8 protein-coding genes and 2 pseudogenes are annotated in these 12322 nt (G+C 67.2%); 7 read left to right on the top strand and 3 right to left on the bottom strand.

Going from position 1 to position 12322, the window contains the following annotated elements:
* Nucleotides 1-1243 precede the first annotated feature (1243 nt).
* Both OHO83_RS09205 and OHO83_RS09200 read left to right on the top strand, forming a co-directional pair.
* Nucleotides 1244-2950: an Hsp70 family protein gene (locus OHO83_RS09205; protein ID WP_330279149.1), complete on the top strand. Its 1707-nt coding sequence runs from the start codon at nucleotides 1244-1246 to the stop codon at nucleotides 2948-2950.
* Nucleotides 2951-2984: 34 nt separating this feature from the next.
* Nucleotides 2985-3581: pseudogene (locus OHO83_RS09200) on the top strand (DDE-type integrase/transposase/recombinase); the annotation flags it as partial.
* Between the two features lie 7 nt (nucleotides 3582-3588).
* On the opposite strand, the pseudogene OHO83_RS09195 reads toward OHO83_RS09200, so the two are convergent.
* Nucleotides 3589-3735, bottom strand: a pseudogene (locus OHO83_RS09195) (Mu transposase domain-containing protein); the annotation flags it as partial.
* 119 nt (nucleotides 3736-3854) lie between these two features.
* Here OHO83_RS09195 and OHO83_RS09190 point away from each other — a divergent pair.
* The 3 genes from OHO83_RS09190 (at nucleotide 3855) to OHO83_RS09180 (ending at nucleotide 6360) form a co-directional block, all read left to right on the top strand.
* On the top strand, nucleotides 3855-4355 hold the full coding sequence (locus OHO83_RS09190) for an ATP-binding protein (protein ID WP_330279148.1): 501 nt from the start codon (nucleotides 3855-3857) through the stop codon (nucleotides 4353-4355).
* Entirely contained in the window at nucleotides 4240-4662 is a 423-nt protein-coding gene (locus OHO83_RS09185) for an ATP-binding protein (RefSeq protein WP_330279147.1), read from the top strand. The genes OHO83_RS09190 and OHO83_RS09185 overlap by 116 nt, the downstream gene beginning before the upstream one ends.
* A 1455-nt stretch (nucleotides 4663-6117) precedes the next feature.
* Nucleotides 6118-6360 (top strand): hypothetical protein, encoded by a 243-nt coding sequence (locus tag OHO83_RS09180; RefSeq protein ID WP_330279146.1) that lies wholly within the window; start codon nucleotides 6118-6120, stop codon nucleotides 6358-6360.
* A gap of 32 nt (nucleotides 6361-6392) precedes the next feature.
* On the opposite strand, the gene OHO83_RS09175 is transcribed toward OHO83_RS09180, so the two are convergent.
* A complete protein-coding gene (locus OHO83_RS09175) occupies nucleotides 6393-6860 on the bottom strand; it encodes a DUF6083 domain-containing protein (protein ID WP_266677008.1) in 468 nt (155 codons plus the stop codon).
* Nucleotides 6861-7551: 691 nt separating this feature from the next.
* On the opposite strand from OHO83_RS09175, the gene OHO83_RS09170 reads away from it, so the two are divergent.
* Both OHO83_RS09170 and OHO83_RS09165 read left to right on the top strand, forming a co-directional pair.
* Nucleotides 7552-7905 (top strand): hypothetical protein, encoded by a 354-nt coding sequence (locus tag OHO83_RS09170; RefSeq protein WP_330279145.1) that lies wholly within the window; start codon nucleotides 7552-7554, stop codon nucleotides 7903-7905.
* A 103-nt stretch (nucleotides 7906-8008) separates the two neighbouring features.
* The gene (locus OHO83_RS09165; RefSeq protein WP_330279144.1) at nucleotides 8009-8428 is read left to right on the top strand and encodes a hypothetical protein; all 420 of its coding nucleotides are present in this window, start codon (nucleotides 8009-8011) and stop codon (nucleotides 8426-8428) included.
* A 423-nt stretch (nucleotides 8429-8851) separates the two neighbouring features.
* On the opposite strand, the gene OHO83_RS09160 is transcribed toward OHO83_RS09165, so the two are convergent.
* Complete coding sequence (locus OHO83_RS09160) at nucleotides 8852-12319, bottom strand: LysM peptidoglycan-binding domain-containing protein (protein ID WP_330279143.1); 3468 nt, start codon at nucleotides 12317-12319, stop codon at nucleotides 8852-8854.
* Nucleotides 12320-12322: the final 3 nt, after the last annotated feature.

Raw genomic sequence — 12322 nt, 5'->3', positions numbered from 1 at the left:
GGAAGCCTCGCAGCGCCCCGCATAGACCGCCGGAACAAGCGCTCCCTCATCCACTTGAGCACACAGCAGATACACCCGCCTCGGACGCTGGCGCTCCCCAGACACCGCAGCCGCAGATCGTCATCACCATCGGGGAAGGTCATCCCCGCTTCCAGCAAGGTACCTTCGACGCCGCTGCTCTCCTGACGTCAGTCCTGGCCGCAGTGCAACCCGCGATCACCGCGGGCATGCACTCCCTCCACAACACCCTGGACGCCGCAGACGACAGGCCTGAGGCGATCGCGAACGCTGTCCGAGCCGCCGGCCAGCAGATCGCGGATGCAGTGCGATCAGGCGTGGTCGAAGGCATGGGGTCCCGGGACCGCCACCTGGCCCAGCTAGCGGTGATCGACCGCGCCGCAGCACAAGCCAGCGGACTCAAACCGCTGCAGAGGCGCATCGACAGGGAGCTGGCCCTCGCGGGACTCCAGCGGATCTCAGACCTCTCGGACTTGTCGCCATTCAACCTGGCAGGCGGGAGCAGCCCACCCGATCACCTCACCCAGGACAGCGACGTGTACGAACTCGTCAGTCCTGCCTACGTTGATGCCGAGACCGGGCGGACGATCGAGCGCGGATGGATCCGCTCACCAACCGGTGAACAGTCCGCTGCGCCCGCTGGCAAACTCCACGGCTCCGCCTCACGCAAGCACAAGGACCGCCACAGAGAGAAAGAACCAACTCCCGCAGAAACCGCGGCACCAGCACCCGGACAAGCACAGACAGCTGCCCCGCACCAGGACCCGGCCAAGCGCCTCGATGAACCGCTTCCCAGCGCTGCCTCAGCCGGTACCCAAGCCCCCCTGACCCCGACGGGCGTTCCGCAGGCCCAGGACCAAACCCCAGAGGAAACAGCCGCGCCGGCCAAGAAGACCCCCAGGGACGCGCACGGCCCCGAAGCGCCGCACGAAGCGACATCCCCTGAGCCGCCGGATTCGCTGAGCCAGACAAGTTGCCTCCCCGACGCTGACACGAGCCCTGCCGGCGCGCAGCTGCCCGCAGCCACCCGCCACCAGCAGGAACCACCAGAAACAACACGGCAGCCACGGCCACGGACCGCATCCCCCGGCAACCGCATGACACCTCGCCGCACCGCCCGGCCGGCGCCCGGCTCTATCGGCGGCGTCACCATGCCACGACGCCTCACACAGCAACCGCAGGACAAGCCGTCAGACACTCACAATGAGGCACCAGGGGAGACCAGTTGACATTCGGCATCGATTTCGGCACCAGCAACTCGGTCGTCGCCCGCTCTGACGGCACGAACACTGAAACCGTGCCGGTAGACAGCGAAACCGTTCCCGCACAATGGCGCCAACCGGAGTTCGAGCAGCTTTTCCCCTCAGTGCTTGCTGTCCGCGACCTGCAGCGCACCCTCTGCTTCGGCTGGGCAGCCAAGACAGCGACAGCCGAACCCGTAGACGCAGTCAAGCGCATGCTCGGCACCCGCTCCGCCGGCCTGGAGCAGGCAGACCCGGCAGGAACACTCCTCGAAGAGCACCATGTCTGGCTCGGCGGTGAACCATTCCGCAGCACCGCTGCAGCCGCTTCGCTCTTTGCACAGATGAAAACAGCCGCACAGCGCAGATTCCTCGACCTCTCCGAAGCCGTCGTCACCGTCCCGGCCAACGCAACCGGTGGCGCCCGGTACAGGACACGCGCGGCCGCACGACTGGCCGGAATCAAAGTCAAAGCCCTCCTCAACGAGCCCACAGCCGCAGCAGTCTCATACGCCAACGACATCGACATCCCCGGCCGCTTCCTCATCTTCGACTGGGGCGGTGGCACCATCGACGTCACGGTCCTGGACTACGACGGCAAGTATTTCGAAGAACTCTCCTCACGAGGCATCGCAGCACTCGGCGGTCTGGAATTCGACGAAGCCCTCGCCAGGATCGTCCTGAAGAAGCTGGGACAAGTACCCGAGCAGCTCAGCGCCGGGGAACGCAACCGCTGGCGCCGCGACGCGGAGCTGACCAAAATCGCTCTCTCGCGCACCGACGCGGCCGAAGTCCCCTTCGACCTGCCGAACCTCGGCACGACGCTGACCATCCTGCGGGAGGAATACCTCGCCGCCGTCTCACCACTGATCGAACGCGCCATGGAACCCCTGGAACAGTGCCTCGACGACACCGGCATCGCACCAGACGGCATCGACACCGTACTCATGATCGGCGGCACGTCGCAGATCCCAGAAGCCCGGCAGGCAGTCGGCCGCATCCTGGGAGCCGACCGGATCATCCCTGCCGAGCTATGCCACCCCATGACGGCAGTCGCACGAGGCGCAGCCATCTACTCGGCAGCACTCGACGACCCCGACCAGCGCAACCGCTTCAGCCTCGTCACCAACTACGACCTGGGTACCGCCTTCGACGCCGCTCCCCGCAAGGGCTTCCAGCCCATCATCCGCCGCAACCGCACACTCGTCGCGCGGGGCGAGCGGCGCTTCACCCCCTCACGACCGGATGCCGTCTCAGTCAACGTGGAGATCATCGAAGGAGAGGCAGGCTATCCAGCAGACAGCGATCGCGCCTTCCCTCTAGCCCAGCTGGAAGTCCGGCTCCCCAAGCCGGAACGCGACCCGGAACGCAACGCCGTCCTCGTACAGTTCCGCTACGACCACAGCGGCATCCTCGGAGTGAAGGTGACCCATGAGGCCACCAAGGCACCCCTGTTCGGCGGAGAGATCGACTCGTTCGGCAAGGACGGAACTCCACTCCAGGCCGGTCTCGACAGCGAACTGGTACGGCTCCTTTCACACAGCGAGGTGCCCTTCCTGACAGATGGAGCCCGAGCCAGAGACACACAGGACGAGCCACAGCAAGCTCCTGGAGAAGAAGAACCGCAGACGCCACTGCCAACGCGAGACGCGGACCTCTCGGTGAACGGTGTCGCCCAGCAGCGGCTGTGAGACTGGTCCGTGCCGCAGCCGAGGCTGCTCGGCTTACCGGCCTGCGGATCCGGCGTCACGGACGGTCTATGAACCGGGTGAGATTGGCCAGTGCAACCTGTGGTTTCCGCCGGCCGACATCCCGCTCGGCTTCGGACAGGTCGGGCGGCCGCCGGTGCTGGTCATGGTCGCCGGCTACTCGCGGTGGATCACCGCCCGGATGCTGCCCTCCAGGTCTGCGGCCGATCTGACCGCCGGGCACTGGCGGCTGCTGATCGAGCTGGGCGCCGTCCCCAGGGTGCTGGTCTGGGACAACGAGGGAGCCGTCGGCTCCTGGCGGTCCGGCGGTCCTCAACTGACCGATGATTTAGCTGCGTTCACCGGGTTGCTGGGAATCAAGTTCCTGCTCTGCAAGCCACGGGATCCTGAGTCCAAAGGCCTGGTCGAGCGGGCCAACGGCTATCTCGAGACCTCGTTCCTGCCTGGCCGGGTGTTCGCCTCGCCCGCGGACTTCAACATCCAGCTCGCCGACTGGCTGACCAAGGCCAACCGGCGCATCCACCGCACTTTGCAGGCCCGCCCGGCGGACCGGCTGGAAGCGGACCGCTCCCGGATGCTGGCCCTACCGCCGATCGCCCCGCCAGGCTGGTGGAAGGGGCATGGCATGCGACCTCGACGCCGTCGCAGGTGACCAGGACCTGGTCCAGGTCGGCGGCGAACTCGATGCGGCGGCCGACGGCCAGCGGGTGCACCGAGTAGTCGCAGGTGTCCAGGCGAACGTAGTGGTCCCGGGGCAGCCGCAATGACGCGACTGCGGCAGCGGCCGCGTGGTCCGGGTCGGTGATCGTCTGGTGACGAGCCCAGCTGCGGACCGGATCTTGGGCGTCATCGACGGCGGGCTGAGCACGGGTGAAGGGGCAGCGTGATGAGCACGAAGAACGGCACGAACCAGGACAGGACCAGCCGTGATATCGGCTCCGAACTGATCTATCTGACGGAGGCGTTGAAGGCGCCGGCCCTGCGGGACGCTGCCGCCCGGCTCGCCGAGCGGGCACGCGGCGAAGGCTGGAGCCACGAGGAGTATCTGGCCGCTTGCCTGCAGAGGGAGGTCGCCGCCCGCGACTCGCATGGCGCCGAGGGACGCATCCGCGCGGCTCGTTTCCCCTCCCGCAAGTCGCTCGAGGACTTCGACTTCGACCACCAGCGGTCCGTGAAACGCGAGGTAATCGCCCACCTGGGGACGCTGGACTTCGTCGTCGGAAAGGAGAACGTGATCTTCCTTGGGCCGCCCGGCACCGGCAAGACCCACCTTGCCACCGGGCTCGGCATCCGGGCCCTGTCAGGCCGGCCACCGGGTCGCCTTCGGCACCTCCGCCCAGTGGGTCACCCGCCTCGCCGAGTCCCATCAAGCCGGGCGTCTGAGTGATGAGTTGACCCGGCTGGGACGGATCCCGCTGATCGTGGTCGACGAGGTCGGTTACATCCCCTTCGAGCCCGAGGCCGCGAACCTGTTCTTCCAGTTCATCTCGGGCCGCTACGAACGCGCCTCGGTGATCGTGACCAGCAGCAGACCCTTCGGGCGATGGGGCGAGGTCTTCGGCGACGACACCGTCGCCGCCGCAATGATCGACCGCCTCGTCCACCATGCCGAGGTCATCTCGCTGAAGGGCGACAGCTACCGCATGCGCGGCCGCGACCTCGGACGGGTTCCCGCCGCCAACACCGGGGAATGACCAACATCAACTGACGCAGTGGGGGTCAACTTTCGCCCGCCGGAACCGGCTCACTATTCAAGCGTCGCCGACACCTGCGCAGACATCCCGCGTGGCGATTGTCCAAAGCGCCTCTCATTGGCGCAGATTGACCCTGATGGTGGCTGCGAGTCCCGTGGCTCTCCGCACGATCTGGCGCGGTTGTGGCACGCAACCGTCGGTCCTGACCGACATCGCTGTGAATGCCGGCAGCCACGGTCGCGATCCGTGAATCAGACAGCGGGTAGCAATCTGCTGTGCTGAACTCGACACATGCAGTCCTTACTTGTCGCGCTCATAGCCGTTGCAGGCACCTTGGGGGGATCGCTCGTCACGGGTCTGCTGCAACACCGCCAGGCAGCCAAACTCGAGCTCGCCGCGCGGACGGAACGTGTACGCCGGGAGCGCTTGGCCGCCTACAACACGTTCGTGGGAGCCATTGTTGAGTTCCGGCGTTGGCAGATCAGGCGGGGATGGATCAAGAGGGATCACGAGCCCACGGAGGTGCGGTACATCGACACGAAGGACGCATGCGACCAGGCCCGCACAGCGGCACGAAGCGCGCTCTTGGGACTCCAACTCCTACCCGCAGACGAGTCAGCACTGAACGCTGCACGGGCCTCTCTGGCCGCCGCCATCAGGATTGAAGATGCGGCTGACACCGTCCAACTGAACCAGCTATCGGAAGTTGCGCGAGAAGCAGTGGAGGCCTTCGCGGATATGGCGGCCCGGCTTGAGCGGCCCTCGTAGGTTCCCCAGGCACCGGGCCGACCGGCATCTGCCTTGTAAGTTCGATCCCGCCCCTGCGTGGCTGCGGTCCAACCTGTGCGCGGGTGCCGTTGCCGGGCGCTGCCGTATGCCGCCGTCCGGGCTCGTTGATGTCAGCGTTGGATGTCAGCGGAACAGTTGCGGCACGGGGCAGAGTTCCCATGGCCCGTCCGGCCGGTCGGCTCAGCGCCACCAGATGTGTCGGTCGGCGCACTTCCACAGCGACCGACAGGTCTGCCGGCCATCGTCCTTCCGCTCGGAGAGCACGAGGCCACCAGACCGCATGGGCTGGCCGCACTCAGGGCAGGCCGGAACGTCGTCGCTCACACATTGCACCTTAGCGACGCGACCGCTTCGTCTCGAAGCAACTGGGGATGCTCGCTGCCCTTGGGTTGCTGTGCCTGTCACCGGCGCTGATGGTCCGCTGACGTCCACGGTTGTTCGCGGGTGTGCATCGCGGTTGTCACGCAGTTAGACACTCACCGCTACTACTGTCCGTGTGAGGCCCTAAAGGTTGTCCCGTAAATGATCTTCGACTGGTGGCGGCCGCCTCGTGCGAGGCGAAGATCGCCTGATGCCCGATCGTGATCCAAGGGTGTACAACCCCGTGCGGATCCCAACTGTCTGAAGGGCGCCGGAGGATGAGCCTCCGGCGCTCTTTACGCACCGATGGCCCGGGCCGAACGGCTGTCCCTGCGGATGATCTGCTGTCCGGATGCTCTGGCAGAAGTCATCACCGCAGCCACACTCACCAACCAGGTGAACATCCCGCACGCTGATGGCCAGCACGTGTTCCCCCTCCTTCTCCAGAAGAGTGGCCAGTTCGGCGACGAGGTCCGGGAAGATGTCGCGAACGAGGGGATGAGCCTGCTCCATGCAGGGAGGGTAGCCACAGCGGCCAACTGGCGCTGAGCGTGGCCATCCATCGCTGAACGTCTCAACGGTCATGCTTCGTGCCTCAGACACACGAACTCATGAGCGGGAATGACGGGCTCTCCGGGCGTGGGATCGATGGCGCCGATCCTGATGGCCACTGTCGCCACAGTAATCGGGGTATTCGCCGCCTTCGGACGCATCAAACGCCAACGGTGCAGGGGAGGGACCTTCTTCGCCGGCAGCTCGAACGTGGCCAGTTCGACCCAACGGTCATAGTTGGTCGGGTAGCAACGCACCAGTGCATCGCAATGCCGGCACGTACGAGGCTCGATCCATTCGACGTCATCCGGGTCGAACTCGGGCTCCGGTGCAGCTGTGGCGCCCTCGCTCACGGCAAGCTCGTTGGCGACCTTATTCCAGCACCTGTCGCAGAGTTCAGCTGACAGGCGAATGATCCGTCCCCGCTCACGAACGTCGGGCCCGTTCGAGGAACACAACAGGCACTCAGGCTGGCTGACACCGTGGAGAACCGCCATTATTTGAGTGTGAGTGCCCGGTACGTCATTCAAACAGGGTGTCTTTCGGCCTTATTCGACAAAGTCGCACTTCAGTAGCCCGATCGACGCGCAGGCGCCACTACTGCATCAACCCACCACTCTCCCCAGCTCCCATCCCGTCTGCCGTCGACCCACATTCCGTGGAGCGGGCGTGGTTCATGGCGTCCAGGCGGAGCGCGCCACTGTACGAACGACTGTGAGAACGGCGGCGGCACCGCTCGGGCTGCCTGACCCGACGAACGATCGACGCTTGGGTTGTCTTCTCCAGGAACCGTCGGCTGGCCGGGCGGTGCTGTTGTGCGCGTGGCCGGTCGGGTTTCGGTGACGGCATAGCGCCTCTGTTTGTGAAGCGGATCCGACGTGGTTCCGTTGGTCGCGTTTCATGATCCGGTAGACCACGTTGCACAGGCGTCACCTTCATGCCTCTGCCGAGCCACACCGCGCGGGTGCTGGTCAGCGGCGGAACGCTAGCAGTGAGCCGGCTCGGGGGCGGCAAGGAGCACTGCGGGCCCGTGCTGACCGGCACCCTGGACGCTACGTCTGCAGACCGAGCGTCTGGACTCGATTGAACAAGTCAGGAGCCTGGACGCAGGCCCCATCAGAGTCTGTCCTGGTGTCCGGCCAGCCGCGTGCGATCCATAGTGCTCGCGCGGAAGGACAGGCATCCAGCATGGCGGATCGGGTCGCGGTGATCAGCGGCGTGGACACCCACACCGATGTCCACCAGGGCGCGGTGATCGACTGTATGGGCCGGCACCTGGCTACCGCGTCGTTCCCCACGACCCCGGACGGCTACCGTCTGCTGCTGGCGTGGCTGCGTGCGCATGGCGACCTGCAAGCGGTCGGAGTCGAGGGCACGGGGGCATTCGGGGCTTGCCTCCTTCTATCTCCTCAGGAGCGGCACTCTGATGATTGGGTCGGCATCAGGACGGGAGACTCGGTTGTCGGCTGCGCAATCACTCCTGGCCAGGGGTGGCTGCACCTTGGGGACGGCAATCTCATGGCGGTGACAGTGCCCAGCTGAGGACTCTGATCGGACGCGCCCTCCCCAAGGCCACGCACCGGCACACCCGTTGATCCAGCCCCTGCGAGCGGGGTCGACCAACCGCAGCGCTAGCGTTGCTGTCGTGGGTGACTTCTACGAACTCCAGCTGGCCTTGGACCTCCCGGATTCCGCAGAGCTGGGTCTGCTCCGGTGGCACCTGGGCGAGACACCAGAAGACGAGAAACCGGACGGTGATGAGGAATATCCACTACTGACCGGCACCGGCCCCGCGCAGCGCATCGGTGGGGCGCTGGCAGGCCTGCTCCAGAGCGGGCCTCGAGGCTGTTCCTTGCTGGCACGTCAGGAGGTGCACCCCGACGACTTCGCAAGCCTGCGGCATCTCCTCAAGTGGATCGCTGCGCGGACAACGACCGTGGGCACCATCGGCTATGTGCGTTTCTACGAAGACCACATCCCCGACGTACTCGTCGTCGAATCCGGAACCGTTCGTCAGGTCCCCCTCGAACTGGCCCCGAGAGCCGAGGAACTGCTCCCGGACTGAGGTTCAAGATGGGCTCTGAATGGCCGGTGGAGAGCTGAGATCCCCTGGGCGGCTGTTCGCCAGCCCCAAATCCGGGCCACCCGAGCGAGCTTGGTGCCCGGAGAGTGCTGCCCTTCTGTCCCGGACGGTGTGGTCCGCGCCTGCTGTCGGTGACGTCTCAGGCTGCCTGGAGCGGCCTGTCCCTGTATCCGCTGCACGGCTCGATTGTGGTCACCGGCCGCTGGTGAGGCAGCCAGCCTGGACGGCGAGCTGGTTCGCCAGGCGCATTATCGCGGTGGTCCGGGAGACGGTGGCACGCTGGTAGGGCAGTCCGCCCGTGTCGAATAGGGCGGCGGCGGAGGAACTGCTGGCCTACGCTGCCCGCGAACTCGCCGCCGCCAGAACGAACTCGGCCACGGCCCCAAGAGATCGGTTCCAGCCCAGCTAGGAGGCGGCGAGCAGCTTGTCGACGAGCGTCTGGGTCTTCTTGTCGATCTGGTCTCGGGTCAGGTGCCGGTTCGCGTCCTGCCATTGTGCGATGGCGGCGCGCAGGCCGGTGCGGTTGCCTGCTGCGGCCTCGGCGCGCATCAGGGCTCGGTAGAGGGTTTCGGAGTGGCCGTCGGCGTTGAGGCCGGTGGTGCAGGCTTGTCGGGCGCTGGGGAAGTCTTGATGCCGACCGTCTTGCGTGCGGTAGCTGGCCACGTGGTGTGCGGTGTCGACGATGCGGGCTTGCATGGCGGTGCGCAGTCCGCTCATCCAAGATGCTGCATGCTCGCCCAATGGGGCACCGTCGACCATGGCCAGGGCTCGTTCAAGGTAGTGCAGGCCGTCCTCGCCACGGCTGACCCCCAGTTTCGCGAGCCGCTCGAAATCGTGCCAGTCGCAGCGGACCTTGTCCGAGAGCGCGTAGGGGGATGATTTGCCTTTGCGCTGCGGGACATACAGGTCGCCGTCGACGTCTGCGCCGAGTCTGGTACGCAGGTCCCGCAGCCGTGAGCCGAGCGTCTTCGGTGACCAGGGCTCTCCATCGCCCAGGTCCTCACACAGCCTCTCGGCACTGCTGTGCGGTTTGAGCAGCAGGTGCGCAGCAAGCCCGATGAGGCGGGGTTCCAAGTCTCCGGCGTTGTGCAATTCCAGTGTGCCCAGGACCCGCAGCCGGGGAGCAGTGTCGTCCGGCCCGGCTCCGGCGAGGGTCTTGTCGGCGTCGGTCTTGAGGATCGGCGGGGTGCGCTCGGCAGCAGTGAGAGAGTGAACGGGCGGGATGAGGAACCGCGGCCCGATCCGCTCGGCAGGCTCTCCGCTCACCGAAGTGGGTGCGGGCGGAACGGCTTTGAGCGATGCCTGGCCCGGGTCGCCCGCAGAATCCAGCAGGGCCTGGAACGCGACCGGCTGCGCCTGTGCGGCGTCCGTGTTGTCGCGACGGGTCGCGACGTCCTGGTGCTGGCCTGCCGCGTCGCCAGCGGGCACCGGCCCGGAACGGTCATTGTTGTCTTGCCGCGGGTCGGGGACCGGATGGACGGCAGGGGCTGATTCGGGTACCTCGATGGGCTCCGGTGGGACGTGCTTCCACACGCCCTCGGGTCCCTGTGCGGGTCGGCTGGTCTGGCGGTAGGCGGCGGCGAGTTGAGTGATGGACGCCGCGTCCAGGCGCTGCAGGAGGACATCGATGCCGATGGCACTGACGTCCTGCGGCGCGTCGGCCGAAGCGTTAAGGATTTCCGCGTCGGGGAACAACGATGCGGCGCTGGCGGGCAGCACGAGTACGCACGGGGTCAAGCCGCGGGAGTGGTCGAGAGTTTCGGCGATCTGCCATGCGGTGTCTGCGTCCAGGTCACCGCCGCACAGCATGACGTACGGGATCCCGCGGTCTTCGGGGTCCTGGTGGGCTTCCAGGATCCGCGCGGCGAACGCACCGGCGGCCTGCGGAACGTCGGGCAGGTACTGGACGCCGAACGCTTGAAGTTCGGCGCCCATGGAGCCCAGCCCGGATGCTACGACCTCGACGTGATCCGCATGGGGCCCCAGCGCGAGCTCCGTGGCCATGCAGGCGATCGTCTCGGCGCGGGCGATGGGGTCGCCGTCGACGAGGACGACTTCCCAGGCGGGCAGGTTCGCCAGCACCAGGCTGTTCGCGGTGTCGGTGCCGAGTGTGACCAGTGCCGGATAGGGCAGTTCAGCCTCGTCATCGGGCACCGGAAGGTCGACGTCGTCGGGCAGGTGCCACCAGCCGGCGTGCGCGGTGGTGAACGGAGCTTGTGGGGCGGCGGAAACGTCGTCGGGCAGGACCTCGATGCCGTCTGCGGTGATGCGTGCGGCGCGCAGCAGCGGGGGAGTGCCCTGACCGTGGAGGGCGAGCGCAGCCAGCGCGGCCTGCAGACGCTCGACGCCGTCGGCCCCATCGTGGGCCGCCTGTTCCAACTCGGCCTCTGCTGCTGCCGGCACGATCTCAGGCAGTGTCTGTCCGGGTTTGCGGGAGCGCCGCTGCCGCAGCCGCCTGAAGGCGAGCGTGCCGGTCAGGGCTGAGGCAAGCAACGCGAAGGCCCCCATGGCCGTCCGCGTCGAGACGAGTGAAGACGTCTGGGTGTCGTCGGCACCCTGCGGTGCAGCGGGTGCGCGCTCCTGATCAGATGTCGAAGCAGACGGCGAGGCGGTGACAGGCGCTGACGGTCGGGCAGATTCCTCGGGCCGAGCCGAGGCAGACGCCGGGGGCTCGCTGCGGTGTGGGGAGGGGCGGGATGTCGGCGGCTTGGTCACGCCGGACGCGCCGGAGTCACCGCCGCGATCCGACTCGTCGGCAGAGTCCTGCTCGCCGTGATCTGACCCGCCTCCGGTGCGAGGAGGCTGCTGCGTGCGCGCGTCGGACGCCTGGCCCTCGTCGTTGTGCTGGCCGGCGGCGGAATCCTGGTCGTCGTGCGGCGTGGTGGGGGCGGGGATCGTGATGCGCTGGCCGGGGCGGATCAGGTCCGGATCGGTGATGCGGGGCAGCCCGTGCGGCTGCGCGCCGCGGCTGGCCTCGTACAGCTCTGGCCAGTTGGCGCCATTGCCGGTCTCCTGCTGTGCGATCCCGGACAGGGAATCGCCACGGGCCACGACGCGAACCTGGGCGGTGCGCTCGGCGCCTGCGCTCTGCGCCTGCAGATCCCCCTCCGCTTCCACTTCCTCTTCATCGTGGTGCTGGGCACCGGTCGGCTGCTGCGGTGGGGCCGCCGGGCTCTGGAGTTTCTCGGAGCTGGCACGCGTGGCCTGCGACCGTGCGTGTGCGTCTGGGGGCAGGACGATGGTGACGCCCTTGGGCAGGTACTGGTCGCCGGCCGTCAGCTGGGGGATGTCGTTGAGGGCGGCGATGTCCTTCCAGCGCTTGCCGTCGCCGAGATACTCCTCGGCCAGATCCCATGGCAGCTCGGTGGAGGTGGCCACCGTGTGCTGCCGACCAGTGGTTTGAGCAGGCGGTGCGTGCGTTTGTGCGCTCGGCGTGGCGCCTCCACTGTTCTCCCCAGCGGTGTGTACGGCGGTGGCGGCGACAGCAGGTCCGCTGGTGGCAGCCGAGGCGGCCGTAGGGACCAGCAAGACGATCCCGCCGACCAGGAGCGAGGCGAGGGACTGCAGGCCGCCCAGGCCGCGGATGCGGGGAGCCGAACGCCGCTGTGCGAGGGCAACGACCTCGACAAGGACGGAGAAGGTGAACGCCGCCCACGCGAGCCATCCGATGCCGGTCAGGACGGCAAGGAAGAGCGTGCCGTCGTCGGGCTGCGCCAGCGCACCAAGGCTCCCCGGCAAACTGGCGGGCAGCCGGCCCACCCGTATGAGGAGGTAGGGAACACCGGCGGTCAGACCCACCAGGGCGATCAGGCCGAGCAGCGCGCGGGCGAGGACGCCGAAACCGCGCAAGGGAGCGGGGGTGCGGTGGGCCATGGT

It is taken from the genome of Streptomyces sp. NBC_00569, assembly GCF_036345255.1.
In the GTDB taxonomy this organism is placed as follows: domain Bacteria; phylum Actinomycetota; class Actinomycetes; order Streptomycetales; family Streptomycetaceae; genus Streptomyces.
The sequence above is the reverse complement of the archived record's forward strand: the minus strand, read 5'-3'. Positions and strand labels throughout refer to the sequence as shown.

Bases quoted from the DNA above. Each gene is read 5' to 3' on its own strand.
- OHO83_RS09190 (WP_330279148.1), top strand. From the start codon at position 3,855: ATGAGCACGAAGAACGGCACGAACCAGGACAGGACCAGCCGTGATATC.
- OHO83_RS09180 (WP_330279146.1), top strand. From the start codon at position 6,118: ATGGCCCGGGCCGAACGGCTGTCCCTGCGGATGATCTGCTGTCCGGAT.
- OHO83_RS09175 (WP_266677008.1), bottom strand. From the start codon at position 6,860: ATGGCGGTTCTCCACGGTGTCAGCCAGCCTGAGTGCCTGTTGTGTTCC.
- OHO83_RS09170 (WP_330279145.1), top strand. From the start codon at position 7,552: ATGGCGGATCGGGTCGCGGTGATCAGCGGCGTGGACACCCACACCGAT.
- OHO83_RS09160 (WP_330279143.1), bottom strand. From the start codon at position 12,319: ATGGCCCACCGCACCCCCGCTCCCTTGCGCGGTTTCGGCGTCCTCGCC.